20 protein-coding genes are annotated in these 22201 nt (G+C 65.6%); 3 read left to right on the top strand and 17 right to left on the bottom strand.

The genetic code is table 11. From position 1 onward, the window contains the following. Positions 1 to 99 precede the first annotated feature (99 nt). Positions 100 to 2934, bottom strand: coding sequence for a replicative DNA helicase (gene dnaB, locus B0G38_RS02200; protein ID WP_264667912.1), 2835 nt, complete (start codon positions 2932 to 2934; stop codon positions 100 to 102). A gap of 599 nt (positions 2935 to 3533) precedes the next feature. Here dnaB and B0G38_RS02195 point away from each other — a divergent pair. Both B0G38_RS02195 and B0G38_RS02190 read left to right on the top strand, forming a co-directional pair. Beyond that, entirely contained in the window at positions 3534 to 4295 is a 762-nt protein-coding gene (locus B0G38_RS02195) for an RAD23 family protein (protein WP_264667911.1), read from the top strand. A 40-nt stretch (positions 4296 to 4335) separates the two neighbouring features. Further along, positions 4336 to 4773: a DUF1801 domain-containing protein gene (locus B0G38_RS02190; protein ID WP_264667910.1), complete on the top strand. Its 438-nt coding sequence runs from the start codon at positions 4336 to 4338 to the stop codon at positions 4771 to 4773. 55 nt (positions 4774 to 4828) lie between these two features. On the opposite strand, the gene B0G38_RS02185 is transcribed toward B0G38_RS02190, so the two are convergent. The 14 genes from B0G38_RS02185 to B0G38_RS02120 form a co-directional block, all read right to left on the bottom strand. Beyond that, positions 4829 to 5137 carry a hypothetical protein gene (locus B0G38_RS02185; protein WP_264667909.1) on the bottom strand — a complete coding sequence of 103 codons (309 nt, stop codon included), beginning with the start codon at positions 5135 to 5137 and terminating at the stop codon, positions 4829 to 4831. Between the two features lie 63 nt (positions 5138 to 5200). Next, a complete protein-coding gene (locus B0G38_RS02180; protein ID WP_264667908.1) occupies positions 5201 to 6040 on the bottom strand; it encodes a PhzF family phenazine biosynthesis protein in 840 nt (279 codons plus the stop codon). Between the two features lie 34 nt (positions 6041 to 6074). Continuing rightward, positions 6075 to 7715 (bottom strand): alkaline phosphatase D family protein, encoded by a 1641-nt coding sequence (locus B0G38_RS02175; protein ID WP_264667907.1) that lies wholly within the window; start codon positions 7713 to 7715, stop codon positions 6075 to 6077. Positions 7716 to 7899: 184 nt separating this feature from the next. Next, positions 7900 to 8349 (bottom strand): 50S ribosomal protein L9, encoded by a 450-nt coding sequence (gene rplI, locus B0G38_RS02170; protein WP_169995438.1) that lies wholly within the window; start codon positions 8347 to 8349, stop codon positions 7900 to 7902. Positions 8350 to 8374: 25 nt separating this feature from the next. Continuing rightward, positions 8375 to 8614: a 30S ribosomal protein S18 gene (gene rpsR, locus B0G38_RS02165; protein WP_026543915.1), complete on the bottom strand. Its 240-nt coding sequence runs from the start codon at positions 8612 to 8614 to the stop codon at positions 8375 to 8377. Positions 8615 to 8674: 60 nt separating this feature from the next. Next, positions 8675 to 9232, bottom strand: coding sequence for a single-stranded DNA-binding protein (locus tag B0G38_RS02160; protein WP_169995436.1), 558 nt, complete (start codon positions 9230 to 9232; stop codon positions 8675 to 8677). Positions 9233 to 9328: 96 nt separating this feature from the next. Then, the gene (gene rpsF, locus B0G38_RS02155) at positions 9329 to 9634 is read right to left on the bottom strand and encodes a 30S ribosomal protein S6 (protein ID WP_074700461.1); all 306 of its coding nucleotides are present in this window, start codon (positions 9632 to 9634) and stop codon (positions 9329 to 9331) included. A gap of 263 nt (positions 9635 to 9897) precedes the next feature. Continuing rightward, a complete protein-coding gene (locus B0G38_RS02150; RefSeq protein WP_264667906.1) occupies positions 9898 to 10314 on the bottom strand; it encodes a hypothetical protein in 417 nt (138 codons plus the stop codon). Between the two features lie 99 nt (positions 10315 to 10413). Then, positions 10414 to 11166 (bottom strand): response regulator, encoded by a 753-nt coding sequence (locus B0G38_RS02145; RefSeq protein WP_264667905.1) that lies wholly within the window; start codon positions 11164 to 11166, stop codon positions 10414 to 10416. Continuing rightward, positions 11159 to 12418: a sensor histidine kinase gene (locus B0G38_RS02140; RefSeq protein ID WP_264667904.1), complete on the bottom strand. Its 1260-nt coding sequence runs from the start codon at positions 12416 to 12418 to the stop codon at positions 11159 to 11161. The genes B0G38_RS02145 and B0G38_RS02140 overlap by 8 nt, the downstream gene beginning before the upstream one ends. Before the next feature lie 22 nt (positions 12419 to 12440). After that, positions 12441 to 13286 carry an ABC transporter permease gene (locus tag B0G38_RS02135; protein WP_264667903.1) on the bottom strand — a complete coding sequence of 282 codons (846 nt, stop codon included), beginning with the start codon at positions 13284 to 13286 and terminating at the stop codon, positions 12441 to 12443. Positions 13287 to 13290: 4 nt separating this feature from the next. Further along, positions 13291 to 14289, bottom strand: coding sequence for an ABC transporter ATP-binding protein (locus B0G38_RS02130; RefSeq protein WP_264667902.1), 999 nt, complete (start codon positions 14287 to 14289; stop codon positions 13291 to 13293). A gap of 179 nt (positions 14290 to 14468) precedes the next feature. Beyond that, entirely contained in the window at positions 14469 to 15653 is a 1185-nt protein-coding gene (locus B0G38_RS02125; RefSeq protein WP_264667901.1) for an MFS transporter, read from the bottom strand. Further along, positions 15650 to 17332: an ABC-F family ATP-binding cassette domain-containing protein gene (locus tag B0G38_RS02120; RefSeq protein WP_264667900.1), complete on the bottom strand. Its 1683-nt coding sequence runs from the start codon at positions 17330 to 17332 to the stop codon at positions 15650 to 15652. The genes B0G38_RS02125 and B0G38_RS02120 overlap by 4 nt, the downstream gene beginning before the upstream one ends. Positions 17333 to 17829: 497 nt before the next feature. On the opposite strand from B0G38_RS02120, the gene B0G38_RS02115 reads away from it, so the two are divergent. Continuing rightward, positions 17830 to 18231: a DUF7793 family protein gene (locus tag B0G38_RS02115; RefSeq protein WP_264667899.1), complete on the top strand. Its 402-nt coding sequence runs from the start codon at positions 17830 to 17832 to the stop codon at positions 18229 to 18231. Positions 18232 to 18250: 19 nt separating this feature from the next. Here the strand turns inward: B0G38_RS02115 and B0G38_RS02110 are convergent, their stop codons facing one another. Together B0G38_RS02110 and B0G38_RS02105 are read right to left on the bottom strand one after the other, a co-directional pair. Beyond that, positions 18251 to 21097, bottom strand: coding sequence for a helix-turn-helix transcriptional regulator (locus tag B0G38_RS02110; RefSeq protein WP_264667898.1), 2847 nt, complete (start codon positions 21095 to 21097; stop codon positions 18251 to 18253). A 66-nt stretch (positions 21098 to 21163) separates the two neighbouring features. Further along, a complete protein-coding gene (locus B0G38_RS02105; protein ID WP_264667897.1) occupies positions 21164 to 21991 on the bottom strand; it encodes a fumarylacetoacetate hydrolase family protein in 828 nt (275 codons plus the stop codon). Positions 21992 to 22201 lie beyond the last annotated feature (210 nt).

Raw genomic sequence — 22201 nt, 5'->3', positions numbered from 1 at the left:
TACTTGTCTGCGGGTTCTCCGCTTCCTTCAAGTCTAGCCACGACCTGCTACATACCACCCATCGGTGCGTGCTGGGCTGTGCGGGAACGCGCTTTGCGCTTAGCCGTGCTCGACCGCCATGTTGGAGAATCGTGAATAGTGGCCCTGGAAGCCGACCACGATGGTCTTCGTCGGGCCGTTACGGTGCTTGGCCACAATGACGTCTGCTTCACCCGCGCGCGGTGATTCTTTGTCATAGATGTCCTCGCGGTGCAGCAGGATGACCATATCCGCATCCTGCTCGATCGAGTTATGGACAGCGATTCCGTTCGCGATGAAGTTATGGTTGCCCAGGACCGTGGCATCAAAGACCTCTTCTTCGCCGTCGGGAATGATGCTTACGACTGAGTCCCAAAACAGGTCGTTGACGGCTTCAACATCCAGATCGGCCTTTTCAAGGACCGCTGTCATCCGACCGAGAGCTGGTTCGGAAGAATCCTCCATAATGTTCCGAACCTCTGACCAAACAGCGTCCGGCACGGGCTTCGGCGCGGGCTCTGCAGCGGCATCTCTCACCAGTTCAAGGAGGCGCTCGGCTGCCGGAGTCGCATCGCCGTAAACATTGATTTCCTGCAGGAATCTGCGCTGGTCATCCATACCTGAGATCGCCAACCGGAACCCCTCGGACACCATGGCAATCTCGACGCTGATGCCAAACCGCAGGAGCAGCGTGGCGAGACCGTCCAGAACCGCGCGGGAGCCAGAGGCAAAACTGATATCGCTGTGAGTACCCGACACGGTTACGCCGACTGTGCCGCCGGCAGTCCAGAGCTGGCCCAAGAACAAACCGATCTGCCTCTTCGGCAAGGCAAACACTGCACTGGGAACAAAGGCCATCGCGTCGCTAACGTGACCGTCTTCGACGTCGTAAATCTCAGGGGAAGTACGCGTTGCGTTGGCTCCCAGTACCTTGGCCGCCGCCACTACTTGCTCATCGCTCCACACAACGCGCTCGGATGGGCCGTTTACGTGTCGCGGGACTCCAAGCCGGTCGCCAACCGCAAGCTCGCCGAGTGGCTTCCAGCCCTCATAGGTGAAGAATGGGTGGTTTGCCGTTGCGCGGACAGTCTTTCCCGAAGAGAGAGTCAGCCGGTAGACCGGCTTCACACCGGTGGAGAAAACATGCGTCAGGTGTCGCTCGACATAGCGCAGGCTGTCGTCGAGCGACCAAACTGGCACATCCTTGGCGCCGGAAGCGAACAATTCGCCCATGGTTGTCTCTACACCAGTATCGGAACGCAGTACGCGGGTATCGGCGGTAAGGCAACCTGATTCACGAAGGTCGGAAACCATCGGCTTCTTGTCTGTACGCTGCTCGGAACCACGGTTCAGCTGCGACAGCGCAATCACGGGAACGTCGAGCTCCTTGGCCAGCAGCTTGAGCGCGCGCGAGAACTCGGAAACTTCCTGCTGACGCGATTCCACGCGCTTGCCGGACGACATCAGCTGGAGGTAGTCCAGGACCACCAGCTTGAGGTCATGGCGCTGCTTAAGACGGCGGCACTTCGCGCGGATTTCCATCAGCGACATGTTGGGGCTGTCGTCGATGAACAGCGGCGCATCGTTCATCCGGCCCATGGTGGTGGCGATCTTGCCCCACTGCTCGTCCTTGATGGTTCCCTTGCGCAGGTCCTGCAGTCCGATGGTTGCCTCTGCGGAGAGCAGACGCATGGCGATCTCGTTCCGGCCCATTTCGAGGGAGAAGAAGACCGTGGTCATGTTGTTCTTGATTGCCGCCGACCGGGCAAAATCCAAAGCGAACGTCGAGTTATGGGTAGGCACAAACGCGTGGCCAGCCAAGTACAGGTGCGACTCGTGGGCGACCTGAATGCACCGGACGGGGACGGATGGAACAGGACGGATGCCGACGATCTTCCAGCCCTCGCGGCCGGCAAGCTGCTCGTTCAGCGAACCTGCCTGGTTCCGGATGAATGCGCGTCCTCCATCGTCGAGCGAGGCAACGATCTCCGCCGTCGTTGCCACTGCGGCGTCGTCTTCGTTGATCTCGGCCAGCCACTGGTGCTCGGCGTCAGCAACCAGGACGCTGCCGTCGTCAAAGGTCACTTCGTAGCAGGGACGGTCCACCATCACGTCGGTCACTGCGACCACTTCAGTGGGAGTTCCGTCGGCCGCAAGAACCTGGTCCCCCGCTTCGATTTCACCCATGGTGGTCCAGCCCGTTGGAGTGGGCAGCGCAGTGTCGAGCGCCAGCGCTTTGCCGACGGCCGGCCTGGCCGCGATCACGATCATCTGCCCACCGTGCAAACCCTGGGTCAGTTCGTCGAGTTCGTAGAAGCCGGTGGGAACACCCGTCATGCCTTCGCCACGGTGGCCGGCCGACTCGATCTCGTCGACCGTACCTTCAATGATGTCCTTCAGCGCGACATAGTCTTCAGCCGTGCGGCGCTCTGCCACGGTGTAAATTTCAGCCTGCGCCTGGTTGACGATGTCGTCGACTTCGCCGTCCTGCGAGTATCCGAGCTGGACGATCTTGGTTCCAGCATCCACCAACCGGCGGAGCACAGCACGTTCACGCACGATCTCCGCGTAGAAGCCGGCATTGGCAGCAGTGGGGACGGACTGAATGAGGGTGTGCAGGTATGCGGGTCCGCCGATGCGCGAGATTTCGCCGCGCTTGGTCAGCAGGTCGGAAACGGTGACGGCGTCGGCAGGTTCGCCGCGGCCGTAGAGGTCGATGATGGCCTCATAGATCGCTTCATGCGAGGGCCGGTAGAAGTCGACGCCGCGCAGCACCTCGACGCAGTCAGCGATGGCATCCTTGGACAGCATCATGCCGCCGAGTACCGACTGTTCGGCTACCAAATCCTGAGGCGGGGTACGTGCGAAGTCCGGTTCCCGGCCAGCCTGGGCGGAGTCGGCATGTACTAATGTCACCGCTGCCTGCTTTCTCTACTAAAACGACAAACCGGGCAATCGCATCCCGCCTCGCCCGTTGAAACGGGTATATCAGCCGCCTCCGACGCTTTCCGCTGCTCCCGGTTGAGGGCACGAAAAACTAGAGACCGGATCGCGGTCTGTTGAGGGATACTCCGCAACGTTAGCCCTCTATCCATACAGAACCAAGCGAGTTATCCACCGGCCCTGTGGATTAATTGTGGATTAGGCGGCGTGTCTTGTGCACAGCCTGTGTGCATAGCTGTGGATAACAAAGTTAACTAGCCAGTAACAAGGCCCTGACCTGCGGAAACTTTTATTCCTCACTGTGGATTAAAGAAAATTCTGTGGAACATTCATCCCCACCTCCCGTGTTGACAGATGCCTCACATAGCCCTATACGCTGCTAATCCACGCGGTTATCCACAGCTTTTTCCACGCGAAAGCCCCGCCGATAACCCAACCTGTGCCACTGACCTGCGTCGTTGCCCGTTCGGGGTGAAAACGGAAAATCCCGCGCTTCAGGTGCCACTTTCAGTTGAGGGCAGTCTCGACCGGAGGGCTGCTGCCCATCTGGTTGTGCCCGTAGGATTGATCACATGGAGCTTTTCCTGATCCCCCTGCTGATTCTGGTTGTCGTCGTTGCGCTCGGCCTGCTCCTGTTGAAAACGGCCAAACGCAGATCCACACCCACTGACGACAGCGGCGGAACCGGCCGCCGACCTGGCCTGGCTGCGGCCCCCGCTACCTCCAAGGAGCATTCCGAAGTGGCCAGCAGCCGGCTGGACCAGCAACAGCACACGGCTGTCTACTCCGCTATCGCGAGAGGTGATGCACTGCGGGCGATCAAGGACTACCGGGCTGCAACCGGAGCCGGCCTGCGCGAAGCCGCTGCCGCCGTCGCAAATATGTCCGCACATCCCCAGCCGTACACTCCCCCTGCCGTGCCCAAGCCGGAGGATGGTCCCGCCGCCGCCCAGCCGGACACCGCCGCGTCTCCGGACTCCGCCGGCACTCCGGAAAGGAGCACCGCTTCGAAACCGGATACCCCTCCTGACCGCCTCGCCACTCCGGAATCAAGCACCACTTCCGACGCCTCTGCTGCCCGCGCGAGCGTCACTCCGGCCACGGGCTACCGGTACCGGGCCATCGTCTCCAAGGGAGAAGAGATCAGGGAGATCGCGAGTACCCGGCTCAATGACGAGGTCTTTGCCAGGATCAGGGCAACGGCGCTCGACGGCGACAAGGAAGCCGCGGTACAGCTGCTCATGGAACACTCGGACGCGTCCAAGCAGGAAGCATCCGGTTTTGTGGAGCTCATCCACGACGAGCCTCCCGCCGGAGCCCCGGAAGCCCCCTGAACCCTTCTCGCGGAAGCCATGCATCTGCAAGACTGCCCTCATGGCTGAAAACAAAACCGCCCCCACCGACGAGTCCGCCCAGGCCTTTATTGACGCTGTGGAGCATCCCGTCCGGCGGGCGGACGGACAGGTACTGCTGGAACTCTTCGAGGACCTGACGGGCCAGCCGCCGGTTATGTGGGGGCCGTCCATCATCGGCTTCGGCAGTTACCACTACAAATACGCCAGCGGTCGCGAAGGCGATGCTGCCGCCGTCGGTTTCTCTCCGCGCAAAGGCAACCTCGCGCTTTATGGACTGACCTACGCGCCAGAGTCAGCGCCGCTGCTGGAGAGACTGGGCAAGCACAAGACCGGGGCGGCCTGCCTCTATGTCAACAAACTGGCTGACGTGGACCTCGCGGTCCTCAGGGAGCTGATCACGCTCGGCTACAAACACATGACGACGGCGGCACACGAGTCGCTGCAGAGCCAGTCCTAACCGGGCCGCAGGGCGATCAAGGGCAAGGGACTAGGGGCAAAGGGCGGCACAGGGGCTAACCGGCCAGCAGCCAGACCCACAGCCACACCGGCGGCACGGCGCAGACAATCCCGAGGATCAGGCCTGTTGTGGCCAGTCGTCGCGCATGGGTGCGCCGGGCCAGCGCGGAAATCCCCAGGGCCACGCCGCCCAGCGCGAACATGAGCACGGGCAGTGCCACGAGCGGAGCCAGGATCAGTCCGGCCCCTCCGGACGCCGCGGCGTAGATCAGGATCAGGGCGAGCAGGATCGCGGCGAGCCCCGACGAGACGAGCGCCCAGAGTGCGGTGCGGGAACGGTTCCGGGAAGTTTGCGCAGTAGCCACCAGCCTATTGTCCTGTGCCGGACCGCAGCAGGGCCAATCGCCCCCGGCGCCGCAAGTCTTGCCCTACAGATCCACGGTGCCGCGGATGACGGTGCGCACGTCGCCACCGACCCACACGTCTCCGCCTTCGGCCCGGACGTGCAGCCGCGCATCCCGGCCCAGCCTCGACCCTTGCCTGACGGCATAACTCGCCGGAGCGGCGCCCTCGCCGATCAGCCACTGCGCCAGCGCAGCATTCAGGCTCCCCGTTGCCGGGTCTTCGGCAGGAACCGCCTCGAAGCCCATCAGGCCGCGGACCTCGAAATCGACCTCGCTGCCCTCCGGATAGGCACCAATAAGCCCGACGCCGAAGGGAGCAAGAGCGGCGTAGTCCGGCTCCACCGCGAGCACCGCCTGGGCATCCGTGAGCTGGAGCGCCTGCCAGCGGGGGCCGTTGTCCGCCCACTGATGCCGGACGACGGCGGAGCGCTCCAGCCCCAGCGCGGCACAGATCCGCTCAACATTTTCCTCCGGCAGCTCACCCGTACGGACCCGTGGCGGGGCAGCGAAGGCCAGCCGGCCGCCGTCGTTCTTGAGGTTGATCAGGCCGGCTTCGCATTCCTGGACGAGGCTGGCAGCACTCTGCGGACTGCCGCCGTCCTGCAGCCAGACGGCAGCGCTGCCCAGGGTCGGATGTCCGGCGAAGGGCAGCTCCTCGCTCGGCGTGAAGATCCGCACCCGGTAATCGGCCCCGGGCTGCGTCGGCACCAGCAGGAAGGTGGTCTCGGAAAGGTTGGTCCAGTTCGCGAAGCGCTGCATCTGCTCGGTGGAGAGATCTTCGGCCCCGCCGACCACCGCCAGCGGGTTGCCGGTTCCTGGACCGGTGGTGAAGACATCAACCTGGGAAAACGCGTGGGTACTCACGTCGGTAGCCTACTAGGGTCGGCGTTCGGGCCGCTCAGCGTTCCGGGTGGAGGGTTTTGCTCCACAGGGCAGTGCCCCGGGCATTGCGCAGGCTCACCGTGAAGGCGTCCTCGCCGTCGAGCTCCACGTGGCCGAAAAACTGGGACTCTCCCGTCCGCGGCGACTGGTTGGTGTAGCCCGCCTGTGAAAACACGACCTCGGGGCCGAAGGTCAGGTCCATCTCGTTGGGCCCGAAGCCGCCGGCGTTGATGGGTCCTGCGACGAATTCCCAGAACGGGTCGAAGTCCTTGAACGCTGCCCGCTCCGGCGCGTAGTGGTGCGCGGCGCAGTAGTGGACATCCGCGGTCACCCAGACGACGTTCTTGATGCGGTTGTCCTTGAAGGCCTTGAGCAGCCTGGCCAGTTCCAGTTCGCGGCCCAGCGGAGCGTCGTCGTTGTTGTTGGCAATGCTCTCCTGTGCCTTGCCGTCCGGAACGATGATGCCCAGCGGCAGGTCGGCCGAGATGACTTTCCACGTGGCCTTGGACTTCTTCACCTCGTGGATCAGCCACTGGAGCTGCTCTTCGCCGAGGATGCTGGTGGCTTTTTGTTCCAGCCCGGCGGTGTTTTCGCCTTTGTAGGTGCGCATGTCCAGCGCGAAAATGTCCAGCTGCGGCCCGCGCTCGATCTTGCGGTAGATCCGCGCTGGTTCGAAGCCTGTGGTGCCCTTCCTCGTGGCGCGGCTGTCTGTGATCGGCATGTACTCCTGCCAGGCCTGCCGGCCGCGGGCGGCAAGCGTATCGATGTCGCGGACGGTGTAGCGCGGGTCGTCGATGACCTCGCCGTGCCACCAGTTGTTGTGCGTCTCGTGGTCATCCCACTGCGCGATCACCGGCACCTCCGCGTACATGGCACGCAGGTTCGCATCCATCATGTTGTAGCGGTGGCGCCCGCGGTATTCGTTCAGGGTTTCGGCGACCTTGGAGACTTCCTCGGTCACGAGGTTCTTCCAGATCCGGCCGTCCGGCTCCGTGACTTCGGCCGAGATAGGGCCGTCGGCGTAAATGGTATCGCCGCAGTGGATAAAGAAGTCGGGGCGGGTCTCGTGCATGGCCCGGTAGCCGAGCATGCCGCCGATCTCTTCGTTGATGCCCCAGCCCTGGCCGGCCGTGTCACCCGTCCAGACGAAGCTCTGGCCGCGTTGGTGCCGGGGGCCCCGGCTCTGCCCGCGGCCGAACGCACCCGGTCCGTCCGCCGTCGTAAAGGAACCGTGAACGGCTTCGCCGGGCACACCGCGTTCATCCTCGAACCGCAGGGACAACCGGAACCGGCTGCCGGAGGGCAGGTTGCGCGCGTCGATCTTCGCCGTGAAGTCCGATTCCTCGGTGGCCCAGCCGCCGTGCAGCACCCGCTCGAAGGCACCCTTGCCGCGCAAGACGCGGCCGTCGTCGTCGGTTGTCCGCAGGGTGGCGACCAGGCGGCCGGGGCCGGAGGCACGGGACCAGAGGACTGCGGACCTGCTGGTGACATCGCCGGTAGAGATGCCGCTGGGCAGCGTCAGCCGTTTGCGCACCAGCGGAACGCCTCCGGCCGAAGGACGGGAAACGGCCGACGCCGGCGCGGCACCTGAGGCGGCGACGGTTCCGGCTGCGGCGAAGGCACCAAGGACAAGGGAACGACGGGAAATCTCGGGCATGGCCCTACTGTGGCCGAACGGTCTGACGCGTCGGTAGCCGGGGCGTGAACGCAGGGTAAGCGCCAGGCGACGGGAGCGTGAGCTAGTGCGCCCGGGCAAGGCAAAGGACCCCTACCCGTGAGGGCAGAGGTCCTTCAGCAAATGTCCGGCATCACCGCAAGCGGATCAACCAATCATCGGGCTATTAGCCTGCAACGACCTGAAGGTCGATGACAGCGGCTACGTCCTCGTGCAGACGGACGTTGGCCTGGTATTTGCCAACCGACTTGATGTGCTCAGGCAGTTCAACCTTGCGCTTGTCGATGGCGCCCAGACCTGCAGCCTCAACAGCTGCTGCAACGTCGGCGGGCTTGACGGTACCGAACAGGCGTCCGGACTCGCCGGCCTTGACGGTCAGCTTGACCGGCTTGGCGGACAGAGACTGGGCCTGAGCCTGAGCATCTTCCAGGGAAGCGTGCTCGCGGGCTGCACGGGCAGCCTTGATGGACTCAACCTGCTTCTCGCCGCCCTTGGACCAGGCCAGAGCGAAGCCGCGGGGCAGAAGGTAGTTACGGGCGTAACCGTTCTTTACCTCGACGACGTCACCTGCGGCACCAAGACCGGTTACTTCGTGGGTCAAAATGAGCTTTGCCATGTTTGTACTCTCCTCTTCGCTTCGCTTAGCCGCGGCCAGCGCCGGAGTAAGGCAGCAGAGCAACTTCGCGGGCGTTCTTGATTGCCAGTGCGATCTTGCGCTGCTCCTGCACGGTTACACCAGTAACGCGGCGGGCGCGGATCTTTCCGCGGTCGGAGATGAACTTGCGCAGCAATGCTACGTCCTTGTAGTCGATGACGGTGACGTCAGCGGCCTTCAAGGGGTTGGACTTTGGTTTGGGCTTACGGAGTTCAGCCTTAGCCATCGTGGAGCTCCTTTATCTAGTGGAGCCCGCAGAACGTTTCTGCGGGATGGGGTGTTTTATTTAGAAGGGCGGTTCGTTTGAGTCAGGACCGTTGCCCCAGCTGCCGGCGTTACCGCCGCCTGCCGGTGCGCCCCAGGGATCTTCCTGGGGTGCGGACTGCGGAGCGGATTGCGGTGCTCCCCAGCCCTGGTTCTGGTTTCCGCCGAAGCCACCGCTGTTGCCGCCGCCGAAGCCGCCCTGGCCACCGCCGGAGCGCTGGGTGCGGGTGACCTTTGCGGATGCATAACGCAGCGAGGGGCCGATTTCGTCGACCTCAAGCTCCATCACGGTGCGCTTTTCGCCCTCTTTGGTCTCATAGGAACGCGACTTCAGTCGACCCTGAACGAGCACTCGGGTGCCCTTGGTCAGGGTCTCGGCGACGTTCTCTGCAGCCTCACGCCATACCGACGCGCGGAGGAACAGGGTTTCCCCGTCCTTCCATTCGTTGGACTGGCGGTCAAAGGTCCGCGGCGTGGAAGCAACGGTGAAGTTTGCTACTGCCGAGCCTGACGGAGTGAACCGGAGTTCCGGATCGTTGGTGAGGTTACCAACGACGGTGATTACGGTTTCGCCTGCCATACTGCCTCCTGATGTCCTGATCCGCGGAATGTTAATGTCCGCGGTTCTGCGTTCTGAAGAGTGGAGCCGGTAAGGCTCCGAAGATCAATACTGAAATTACTCAGCGGAGATCTTCTGCTCCTCCGGGCGGATGATCTTGGTGCGCAGGATGGTCTCGTTCAGACCAAGCTGACGGTCAAGCTCAGCTGCGGTTGCGGGGGTAGCGGTGAAGTTAACCACTGCGTAGATGCCTTCGGACTTCTTCTTGATGTCGTAGGCAAGACGGCGGCGTCCCCAGATATCGACCTTGTCGACGGTGCCACCGTCGGTGCGGATGACGTTGAGGAACTTGTCGAGCTGAGGCTCTACGGTACGCTCTTCGACCTCGGGGTCGATGATTACCATCAGTTCATAAGCACGCATTGTGAACCCACCTCCTTTGGGCTAGACGGTCACGGTATTTCCGTAACAGGAGGTTCTATTGCGTTGTCCGGCCGCAGAACCACCGCAGACTCTTTCGGGTGTTTTGGTTATTCTCACAGAAAAAAGCCGGTGGCAGTGCCAGCACGGACTCATCAAGCTTACCGGACAGGTGGTCCCGGGAGTTAATCCGCGGATTGGCGCGGTTCCAAGGCCGGCGCAGGCACGGTCGACTTGTCCTCCACAGCCGGGCGGTCAGCGGCCGATCAGCGGCCGGGCAAGCCGGAAACGTCGACCACTTCGCAACGCTGGACCCACCACTTCTCGCAGCCAACCGTGACGACGGCGGTGCCGGCGTCGCCATAGCCCGTATCGAAGTCCGTGGTGACCTCCACGACAGACAACTGGTCCAGCTTCTCGATCCGGGCGGCCTGCGTGATCTCGTAACTGCTCAGCAGCTGGCTGTCCAGATAGGCAGTGGCACTGATTTTGGACTGTTCGGTGGCCGAGTTCAGGTAGGCAAGGTGGTTCATCACCACCACGGCGAGCACCGCGACGACGGCGAGGGCCACGAAAGTGAAACCCAGGGCGGCCGCGAGGTTCCGTCCAACCGAGCGGGTCTTACCCGCGGCGGATTCACCGTCTTCCTCGTGGACCCGCTCATCCAGCTCTTCCAGATTCATGTCCCCCAACACCTCTTTTAGTAGAAGGCCACCTTATCCCGGGACCGGCGCGAAACGGATGGGAAAAGGTTGGGGCAGCAGCGCAAGGCCCGTTCAGGATCAGTAATCCAGCCCCTGGCTCGGGACCACCAGGCCTGTCTCATACGCGTAGACCACGGCCTGCACCCGGTCACGCAGGTGCAGCTTGCTCAGGATCCGCCGGACATGCGTCTTGACCGTGGCCTCGGAGAGGAAGAACTTGTGCGCGATCTCCGCGTTGGACAGCCCCTCGGCGATCGCGGACAGCACTTCGAGCTCCCGCGGCGTGAGGTCATCGAGCAGCGGGTCCCGCTGCGGCGCCACGGCGGGGCCGGCATCCGGCGGCAGTGCCCGGACGTACGTTTCCAGCAACCGCTGCGTTACCCGCGGTGCCACCACAGCGTCCCCGCTGGCCACCAGCCGAACGGCATGGACCAGTTCGTCCGGCGCCACGTCCTTGAGCAGGAAGGCGCTGGCCCCGGCCCGCAGCCCGGCGAAGGCATATTCGTCCAGGTCGAACGTGGTCAGGATGATGATCCGGGCACACAGTCCGGCCTCGGTGATCTGCCGGGTTGCCTCGATCCCGTCCAGCACTGGCATGCGCACGTCCATCAGCACCACGTCCGGCTCCAGTGTCCGGACCAGCTCCAACGCTTCCGCGCCGTTGGACGCCTCGCCGGCAATCTCGACGTCGTCCTCGCCTTCGAGGATCAGGCGGAATCCCATGCGCAGCAGAGGCTGGTCATCGACCAGCAGCACCCGGATGGGACCGTTCGGTGCCGCCGGCTCCGTTGCTTCAGTTGGTGCAGTTGATTCAGTGCTTTCCTCAGCCATGTGCAGGCTCCTCCCCCGGCCAGTCCAACGTTGCTTCAACCATCCAACCACCATTGGGTCGCGGACCGCAGTCAACCGTGCCGTGGTAAATCGCCGCGCGTTCTCGCATGCCGGTAATGCCCTGCCCGGCCCCCAGGGACTTCACGGACGCCGGGGCGTGCCCGTCGTCCGTCACGCGGATATTTACCACCGAGCCGGCGCGGGTGATGTCCACCTTCACCTCACTCAGGCCGCGGGCATAGCGCAGCACGTTGGTCAGCGATTCCTGCACAATCCGGTACACGGTCAGCTTGAAGTTCCGGTCTTCGGGCAGCACCGGCCCGCTGGTGACCACGCGCAGCGGCAGGCCGGCGGCGCGGAAGCCTTCGATCAGCTCCATCAGCTCGCTCCCGGCCGGCTCCAGCGGTGCGGCCGGCTGGGCGTCGTCGCGCAGGACGCCCAGCACCCGGCGCATGTCGGCGAGCGCGGTGCGGCCGGTGACGGAGAGCTGGTCGAGCACGTCCGCGGCCCGGCCCGGATCCTTTTTAACGACGACGGCGGCGCCGTCCGAGAGCGCGATCATCACCGACAAGGAATGGGCCACCACGTCGTGCATTTCCCGCGCGATCCGGGTGCGTTCATTGGCCGAGGCCAGCAGGGCATTGTCGGCGGCCCAGCGGCGCAGCTCCTCCTCGTGGTGCCGGTCGCGCCGGACGGTGATTCCGATGCCGGCGGCAATAACGTTGAACAACAGAATGACGACGCCGGAGATCAGCCCGATGTAGGGCGGCAGCTCTCCGGAGGCGATGCTTTCGGCGATTTCCGCCGGCATTTTGAAGGCCATGGCGACCAGCAGCGGGGCCCCGGCGAGGACGGCCGCCACCAGCGCGTGCAGCGCCCGCACGGTGGTGGCAACGGTATAAATGGCCAGCCACATGCCGATCGAACTGCTGCCGGTACTGGTGAACAGCACGGTCAGCACGTCCCCGACGACAATGGCCGCCAGTACCAGCCAGGGGAAATGCCGGCGGAAGACCAGCGCGGTAGAGGCTCCCACAAGCAGGACCAGCGGCAGCCATTCGCCGATGCCGATGCTGTAGATCGCGTTGCCCAGGCCGAACAGGAAGTTGGCCACGACCAGCAGCCAGTCCATCGCCACCGGGTGGGCATGGAAATAGCGGCGGAAAGGTCCCCGCCGCTTGGAAGATATCTCAGCGAAGGAGACGGCGGCCGTTCGCTCCGCCGCCTCCCTCGCTGAAGTCTGTGTGCTCATGCTGGTGAGCTTATCCCCGGGCCTAGACGTCCCGGGACTTGGTGGTCACCGCGGCGGCGGCGAGCAGCACTGCGGTCCAGGCTGCCATCACCAGGCCGCCCTGCAGTTGGGTCAGGTCGCCGTCGGCAATCTCCAGCGCCAGCATTTGGCGGCCGGCGTTGGAGGGCAGGTACGGAACCACGCCGTCCTGGATCCAGTCGAACTGGAGGATACTCGCCACAATCGGCAGCACCAGCAGCAGGGCCACCAGCGTGACGATCCCGCCGGCGCTGTTGCGCAGCAGCGACCCCACGGCCAGGCCCATCAGGGCCACCAGGGCCAGGTAGACACCGGAGAGCAGCAGCGACTGCACGAAGTTCTCCACGTCCAGCCCGTAGTCCAGTCCGTAGCTGGCCAGGATGGGCTGGCTGAGGAAGTACGTGGCGAAGCTGGAGACAATACCGACGACGGCGGCTACCGCGGCAACGACGACGGCCTTGGCTGCCAGCGGGGACAGGCGGCCCGGTACGGCGGTCATGGTGGAGCGGATCATGCCGGTGGAGTATTCGGAGGCGATCAGCAGCACGCCCAGGGCGCCGATGATCAGCTGACCGAAGTCGATGCCGCCGGTGGCCATCATGTACAGCATGGACTCGTCCATCCCCATGGCGGCCGGGTCCTGCCCGCTCTCGCGGATGGACTCCATGCCGGAGCCCATGCCCCAGGCACCGAGCAGTCCGATGCCGATCATCACCACGATCGTGGTGGCCAGCAGGATCCAGGTGGAGCGCAGGGTGGTGAACTTGATCCACTCGGAGTGCAGGGACCGGGCGAAGTTTACGCCGCTGCCAGTAGCGTGGGCCGGCTTGTTCATGGTTGCAGTGCTCATGGCCTTACTTTCCTTCCCGGCCGGTGGTGCCCGCGGGAGCCAGTTCGGCCGGCAGCGCCGGCTGTCCTGACTGTTCTAGAAGCGCGGGCTGGGTGTCGATGTTCTGCGAGTGGTATTCCACTTCGTCCTTGGTCAGGTCCATGTAGACCTCTTCCAGCGAAGCCTGCAGCGGGGTCAGTTCGTAAACCAGGACCTGCTGTTCCAAGGCGGCCCGGGCGATGTCGCGGGGGTCGACGCCGGTGATCTCCAGCAGCGCCGCGTCGCGGGTGTCCACACTGACGCCGTGAGCGGCGAGCGCGCGGATCAGGGCCTCCGGGTTGTCCGTCCGGACGCGCGAGCGCACCAGGTTCTGGCCGTTCAGGAAGTCCTGCATACTGGCATCGGCAATGATCTTGCCGCGGCCGATCACCAGCAGATGGTCCGCGGTCTGCGCCATTTCGCTCATCAAGTGCGAGGAGAGGAACACGGTGCGGCCTTCGGCGGCGAGCGAGCGGACCAGGTTGCGGACCCAGAGCACGCCTTCGGGATCGAGTCCGTTGACGGGCTCGTCCAGGATGATGGTCTGCGGATCTCCCAGCAGCGCGGCGGCGATGCCGAGCCGCTGGCCCATGCCGAGCGAGAAGCCGCCCACGCGCTTCTTCGCGACGGCGCCGAGGCCGGTCAGGTCGATGACCTCCTGCACGCGCTTCGTGGGGATCCCGTGCGTGGCGGCCATCGCGCGCAGATGGTTGTAGGCACTGCGGGAGCTGTGGACCGCCTTGGCGTCCAGCAGCGCGCCGACTTCGCGCAGCGGCGCCTTGTGCGCGGCGTAGTGCTTGCCGTTCACCTTGACGTCGCCGCTGGTGGGCCGGTCCAGCCCCATGATCATCCGCATGGTGGTGGACTTGCCCGCGCCGTTCGGGCCCAGGAAGCCGGTGACTTTGCCCGGCTGCACGGTGAAGGAGATGCCCTGTACGGCGGGTTTCTTGCCGTACACCTTGACCAGGCCGTGTGCCTCGATCATGTCTGCCGTCCTTAAAGTTCGGGGTTGCGGGCCGAGAAGATTCCCGCACCAACTACGCTACGGGCCGGCGGCCGCGGCGTAACCGCACTGCAGGATGATCTTGGCTGGCGCCGGCGTAGTCCTTGAGGACTACAGGGGCGTCCGTGGGAGGCCGGCCAACGGACAGGACCGTACCCGCCTTACCGCCGGACGGGCTCCTGTTCGCGGGCGGCGGGGGCGGTCAGCAGCGAGGCGACCATGAGCACGGCCACCGCAAGCAGGGCGTTGCGGATGCCCACATGCTCGCCCAGGAAGCCGAGGAACGGCGGCCCGGCCAGGAACGCGACATAGCCCAGGGTGGAGACCACCGAAACGCGCTCGGCAGCGAAGGCCCGGTCATCGGCCGCCGCGGACATACCCATCGGGAAGCCCAGTGCGGCGCCCGCGCCCCAGAGGACCGCGCCGAAGACGGCAAGCGGCACGTCGGGAGCGAGGACGAACACCAGCAGGCCCACCAGCGCCGTCGTCATGCTCACCCGCAGCACCAGGACCCGGCCCCAGCGGTCGATGAACCGTCCCCCGACCAGCCGCAGGAGTGTCATCGAGGCCACGAAAATGCCGAACAGCACGGCGCCGATGGCCTCTGATGCGCCGAGCCCCACCACGGTGGCCTGGGCGATCCAGTCGTTGGCCGCGCCCTCGGTCAGTGCCGCACCGAGGACCAGCACACCGATCAGGACGGTGCGCGGTTCGCGCCAAGCGGCGAACTTGCCGCGGCGGGAAGCGCCGTCGTCGTCGTTAGGTTGTTCCGGCGCATGCGGCAGGAAGTATTTGGGCACGGTGAGGACGGCGACGGCCACCAGCACGGCCATGAACAGCAGGTGCACCGCGAGCTGGATCTGGAGGACCGAGAGCGCCGCCCCGATCATCGCGCCGATGAAGGCGCCCAGGCTGAAGGCGGCATGGAACTGCGGCATGATGGTGCGCAGCAGTCGGCGCTCGACGTCGGCGCCCTCGATATTCTGCGCCACATCCCACCAGGCCACGCCAACACCGTAGACAAACAAGGCCGCCGCGGCACCGGGGACGGAGCCGGCGAAAAGCGCCATGGCCAGGCCGACGGCGGCGACAGCGGCCACGCTGCCGCCCGCGCGCACGGTGTTGGCCGTGCCGATGCGCGCCGAAATCGGGCCGGCCAGAGGCAGCGAGAGCACCGAGCCCAGCCCGAGCGCCAGCAGCAGGGCTCCGATCTGCCCGGCGGAAATCTGCAGCGCGGAGGCGGCTGCGGGAATCCTGGCCGCCCAGCTGGCGAAAACCAGTCCGTTGAGCCCAAAGATGATGAAGGTGGCGTACTTGGCGCCGGCAACGGAACCGGGCTGCCTCATCGCTGGCGGACCACGCGCTCTTCGTCCCAGACCGGCGCATCGCTCTCGTAGACCTTGCCGTCGGAACCGAAGACCAGGAAGCGGTCGAAACTGCGGGCGAACCAGCGGTCGTGGGTGACCGCGAGGACCGTGCCCTCGAAGGCGTCGATGGCGCGCTCCAGCGCCTCGGCCGAGTGCAGGTCCAGGTTGTCCGTGGGCTCGTCGAGCAGGAGCAGGGTGGCGCCCGAGAGTTCCAGCAGCAGGATCTGCAGCCGGGCCTGCTGGCCGCCGGAGAGCGAGTCATACTTTTGCTCGGCCTGCTGCGCCAGCCCGTAACGGTCCAGCACCGCGGCCGCGGCTTCCCGGCCCAGGCCGGAGCGGTGTTCGTCGCCGCGGTGCAGGATGTCCACCAGGGTGCGGCCGAGCAGGTCGGGGCGGACGTGGGTCTGCGCGAAGAACCCCGGCCGGATGCGCGCGCCGAGCTTCACCGTCCCGTTGTGCGGAACCTCGGCGATCTCGACCTCGGAGACCGGCACGTGCTCCTTCTCCGGATCCGTGCCGCCCCCGGCCAGCAGCCGCAGGAAGTGTGACTTGCCCGAGCCGTTAGCGCCGAGCACGCCGACGCGGTCGCCGAACCAGATCTCGGTGCTGAACGGTTTCATCAGGCCGGTGAGCTCCAGCTTGCTGGCGACGACGGCGCGCTTCGCGGTGCGGCCGCCCTTGAGCCGCATGTGCACGTTCTGCTCGATCGGCACGGCCTCTGGCGGGCCGGCCTCGAGGAACTTCGCCAGCCGGGTCTGCGCCGCGTGGTAGCGGTTGGCCATGTCGGAGCGGAAGGCCGCCTTGTTTTTGTACATGTTGACGAGTTCCTTGAGCTTCACGTGCTCCTCGTCCCAGCGCTTGCGCAGCTCCTCGAAGCGGGCATTGCGGTCGGCCCGCGCCTGCAGGTAGCTTTCGAACCCGCCGCCGTGCACCCAGGCGGTGGCGCCGATGGCACCCGGTTCCAGCGTGACAATCCGGTTGGCGGCGTTGGCCAGCAGCTCCCGGTCGTGGCTGACGAAGAGCACGGACTTTTTGGATTCGTTCAGTTTCCCTTCCAGCCAGCGCTTGCCGGGGACATCCAAGTAGTTGTCCGGCTCGTCGAGCAGCAGCAGTTCGTCCGGGCCGGAGAACAGTGCCTCGAGGACCAGGCGCTTCTGTTCGCCGCCGGAGAGGGTCGACGCCGCGCGGTGCTGGGCGCGGTCAAAGGGAATCCCGAGCGCGGCCATGGTGACTTCGTCCCAGACGGTTTCCAGCTCGTAGCCGCCGGCGTCGCCCCAGTCCGCGATCGCTTGGGCGTAGCGCATCTGGGTCGGCTCGTCGTCGTGCTCCATCATGGCCAGTTCGGCCGAATCCACCGCGTTGGCGGCGGCCGCGAGGGCGGGAGGCGCGGCACTGACCAGCAGGTCCCGCACGGTGGTGTCGTCCCGGACCTGGCCGACGAACTGGCGCATGATGCCCATGTTGCCGGAGCGGCTGACGGTGCCCTCGTCCGAGGTCAGGTCGCCGGCGATGATGCGCAGCAGGGTGGTTTTGCCGGTGCCGTTCGGCCCGATGAGAGCGGTTTTGGCGCCGTCGCCGACCTTGAAGCCGACGCCGTTGAGCAGCTGGCGTCCGTCGGAGAGGAAGAAGTCAATATTGGTCACGTCAAGATGGGCCACCGTTACAGTGTGTCACTTCCGGCGGGCGACTCAGGCATTGCCAGGGATCGGACGAAGAGACCCGCGCCCCGCGGCGGATACGGCCCCGGACAGACGAAATGGCTCAAAGTCAGGCCTCCCCAAGAGCCAACTCACTTCGAGCCATTTCGTATCTGCAGCCGCGAATATCCGGTGCTATGCACCACAACCGGGTCTCCCCAGCCGCCCCCAACGGACTAAGCTGCTGCCGGATCCGGTCCGGTTTCCCGTTCCGCTTCCAACACAATCAATTCTGCTAGGCCATAGAGCGTTTGACCAGCGTTAACCACCCCAGTTAGGAAAAGCTAGGGTGGCTGTGGTCCGGCACGGTCCTGCGATCTGCCGGAAACGCCGTGGCCGGAAACGCCACGGCTGCCGGTAACAGCGGGTGTGCCGTACCTTGCCCGGCAGTTTATCGTTACATTTAGGACAGCCGCTTCGCTCCAGCCCAGCGAGCGTCACCCATCCCAGGAGGAGCCATGGAACCGATCGCCATCGAAGGAGACAAAGCCACCCTGGAGCTCACCGGGGACGGGATCCTGAACCTGCGGTGGACGGAAGGGGTGCGGATCGAAGCCGAGGACGCCCATGCCGCGATGCGGGAGGTCAACAACCTCTCCGGCACCGATGAGCATCCGATGCTGGTTGACATGGCGACGACGCAGTCCGTGAGCCGAGGCGCCCGTGCGGTCTTCTCGATTCCCTGCGCCGCGAACCGGATAGCGCTGCTGGGCAAATCCGCCGTGGACCGGGTCATCGCGAACTTTTTCCTCGGCGTGCACACCCCGCCGTGCCCCACGCGGTTCTTCAATTCGCGGTCCGAAGCCATGGCGTGGCTCAAGCAGGGACAGGACACGAATTACGACGGCGCCGCCAGCTGAATGCGTGCCCCGTCTGCGCTTAATCGCGGGCGTCGACGAGGCCGGCGAGCCCCTTGCGCGAGGAGATGCCCAGCTTCGAGAAGGACCGGGACAGATGCCACTCCACGGCCTTGATGGTGATGAACAGTTCTGCGGCGATCTGCCGGTTGGTCATGCCCTTGGCAGCCAGCGAGCAGACCCGGGTCTCCGCGGCCGTCAGCCGGTCCGCCTTATTCTCCGCGATCAGCGGCAGCCGTGCATCATGGGCGGCCAGCAGCTCGGTCATGCGCCGCGCCACGGCGGCCGCGCCGATGCGGTTGCCCAGCACCAAGGCCTTGCGGCCTGCCGCCAGCGCCTCCTGCCGGTGCGTTGACAGCTTGTCCGTGTCCTCCCCCGCGAGGCAGATTTCGGCCAGATCCGCCAAGGCGAGGGCCTGGTCGTAGCGCCCCTCGTTCGCCTCCAGCAGGCCGATGGCCTCGCGGAGCATCAGCACCGCGGTTTCCGGTGGCTGGGCGAGCGCCGCCACCCGCAGGGTCATGCCCGTCAGCCGGGATGCGCCGAAGGCACGGACCTTGTCCAGCGCTTCTTCTGCCACCGCCGCTGCGTACTCCTTCTGGCCCAGGCGCACCGCGCTTTCCACCGCGCTCCGGGTCCAAGCGCTCAAGGTCGGTCCCAGCCCCACGGCCAGATCCATCGCGGCCGTAAAGTGTTCCAGCGCGGACTTGTGGTCGCCGTGCGCGGCCAGCACCGTTCCGTGCAGCTGCAGCGCCATCGCCTGGACCAGCGGAACACGTTTTTCCTCCAGCGGGACCTTGGCCAGCAGGGCATCCGCCGCCTCCAGGTCGTCGCGGGCGACGTAGACACTGGCGAGCACGAACGCGGCCACTTCAATGTAGGTTCGCCAGCCGGCATCCGCGGCGCGCATGCTGGCCTCCAGGTCCACCTGTGCCAACCGCAGCCGGCCCCGGTTCAGGTGGATGGCCCCGCGGCAGTAGGCCAGGGTGGCGTGCGCCATCAGCGAGGACTTGGCCCGTGCTTCGGCAATGGCCGCGTCCAGCAGCTCCAGTGCGTCCGCGTCCCGCTCCGCACCGTTGAGGGCGCCGGTCAGAAAATTGATGATGCTGGACTCGGCCCCGTTTTCGGCCAGGATGAGACCGCCCGCGTAGGCGCGGACCGCCAGCTCCCCGCTCAGCGCCGCGTCCGTGCCGCTAATGGTCAGGCGCAGCGCCTCCTGCACCAGCAGCAGCCGGTCCCCCGGCCCGTCCTCGGACGGGTCCCGGTTCAGGATCCCGGCGAGCTCGGACGAATACTGCGCGGCGATCTGCAGTTGCTGGAAGCCCGCGCCGGCCGCCAACGCAATCACCCGCCGTCGTAAATCGCCATGGTCGCCCGGGTCGTTTTCCAGTTCCTTCAGCGCCTTGCCGAAGCACTCCGAGGCACGTTCCACCTCGTTCATGCCGTAGAGCACCTCAGCGTGGCCGACCAGCAGCTCCACCCGGCAGACCGTTCCTTCGGTCAGTTCCAACGCGTCCTCGGCGAGCCTCGCAGCGGTCTGTGAATCGCCCGCGCCCTGATGCGCGTAGGTGGCCTCGACCAGCAGCTCCTGCCGCAGGCGGTCCGGCAGGGCGGACTCCTGCAGCGCCCGGTCTGCCAGCTGGACGGCGAGCGCGTAGGCGCCCTGGCGGCGTGCCTGCGCGGCAGCGGCGAGCAGGATCCGCGCACCGTCCTCGTCGCCGTCCGGCAACGTCTCCAGCAGGTAGCCGGCGATCAGGGCCGGCTGCGCGCCTTCGGCCATCAGGACGCCTGCCGCGCTCCGGTGCAGGGCCGAAACCTCTTCATCGCCCAGGTCCGCCAGCAACGCCTCCGCCACGAGCGCGTGCTGGATGGCCGGCCGCGGCTTCACCGAGGCCAGGAACCGTTCTTCCTCCAGCCTGGCCAGCGACTCGTTCAGTTCCGCGGTGCGCAGCTCCAGCATGGCCTTCAGCCGTGCCGCGCTGGCGTCTTCGCCGAGAACGACGACGCCGCCGAGCACGTTTCGGTCCAGCGCGTCCAGCCGGTGCAGCCGGCCGCGCAGCACGGCTGCCTCATTGGGCGAGGCTTCGGCTGGCCTGGCCAGCGGCTGGTCCCGCTCCAGCAACTCGTGGATGAAGAACGGCACTCCGCCGCTGGCGGCCTGGACCCGGGCCGCGTTGACCTGAACGTTGCTTTCCTGCCGCTCCAGAATCCAGTTCTCAATGGCGTTCTGGCTCAGCGGCTCCAGCTGCCAGTGCAGGGGAACACTGGAGGGAACGTGAGGTTCGCGGTCCGAAATCCGGTCCCCTTCCAGCAGCGCGCTTGTGTCGATGCCTTCGGGATGTTCGGCGCCGGGTCCGGTCCGGACGCCGCGCAGCAGGAGCACGGGGACGTCGATCAGCAGGCTGCCGATATCCAGAAGGGCGCCGAGGGAGAGTTCGTCGAGCCACTGGGCGTCATCCACCACGGCGACCACTGGCCGGTCCTGGCTCCGCGAGCGCAACACCCACGAGGCCGAATAGCTCAGGGCGTCGCTCTGGGCCGGAATGCCAGTGGTGGTCAGGAACTTGTGCAGCAGTGCGCCCTGGCCGTCAAAGGGCGGCGCATCCGCGGGCAGCCGCTGGGCCAACGGAGCGAACCACTGCCACAGCATGGCACCGGGCAGCTGCCGCCGGGCATCCCCGCGGGCACGCAGGATCTTCCAGTCACGGGCCTGCGCATCGCGGCAGATTTCGTCCAGCAGCGAGGTCTTGCCTATACCCGCAGGTCCGCTGACCGTCAGCTCCGTGTTGCGTCCGGACGCGACGGTATCCGCGAGCGTTCGCCAATGAGCAAGCTCGCGGTCCCGACCGAATAACCGTGTCTGCCCCATCATTCGATCCTACGGCCGCACTAGGACATTTACGACGGAGTGACCCGAAAGTGACATGCGGACGCGGGATTACCCCGCCGCCGGCTCCGCAACGCACTTGTTGCGCAACTCGCCGATTCCCTCGATCCGGGTCACCAATTCGGCGCCCACCGGAATCCACTCACGGGGCTTGCGGGCCAGGCCGACTCCCGCCGGAGTGCCGGTGGCGATGATGTCGCCCGGTTCCAAGGTCATGAACTCGCTGATGTAGGAGACCAACTTGGCGCAGGAGAAGATCAGATCCGACGTGGTGCCGGACTGCTTGACGACGCCGTCCAGCTCGCACTCCACGGCCAGGCCGTCCTCCGGGTCGATTTCGTCCGCCGTGACGACGACGGGGCCCACCGGCGTCATCCGGTCCCAGTTCTTGCCCTGGAACCACTCGGACGTCCGGCCCTGCCAGTCGCGCACGGAGACATCGTTCATCACCGTGTAGCCAAGGATGGCATCCTTGGCTGCGGCCTCGTCCACTTTGCGGATGGTCTTGCCGATCACGATGGTCAGCTCGGCCTCCCAGTCGATCTTGCGGCTGGCTTCGGGCATCTGCACGTCATCGCTGGGACCGGCCAGCGCGTTGTGCATCTTGGTGAAGATCGTGGGGTGCTTCGGAACGTCCTGGCCGACTTCTTCGGCGTGGGCGTAGTAGTTCAGTCCGGCGCAAAGGATCTTGCCGGGGCGCAGGATGGGCGTGTCCAGGTCGGCGGCAGCCGGTTCCTGCCCTTCTTCGCCGGCAAGGGTGCGCCAGTCCTCGTGCAGCAGAAGCTCGCCGACATCCTTGGCCGGAAGGAAGGTGGTGGCACCGTTCTCCTGCCGGAACGCCTGCGTTGTCCCGTTCCGCCGTACTGTACCCAGTCGCATCCAAACCTCCTGCGGGCAGCTGCACACCGCCGTCGTTCATTATTTGTGCGGTGATGCCCGCTCCACCGCACAATATATCGCTTTCGCACGGAAGCCCTGCAGCGAAGCGGCCGGGCCCGAACGATAACGGGTCGGCACAATTTTGCGCCGGCCGGGTCCAAACAGGGCCGGGAGGGTTCATAATGGTCCAACTCGGTGACAGGAGGGCCG

This window comes from Crystallibacter permensis, from assembly GCF_025960875.1.
In the GTDB taxonomy this organism is placed as follows: domain Bacteria; phylum Actinomycetota; class Actinomycetes; order Actinomycetales; family Micrococcaceae; genus Crystallibacter; species Crystallibacter permensis.
The sequence above is the reverse complement of the archived record's forward strand: the minus strand, read 5'-3'. Positions and strand labels throughout refer to the sequence as shown.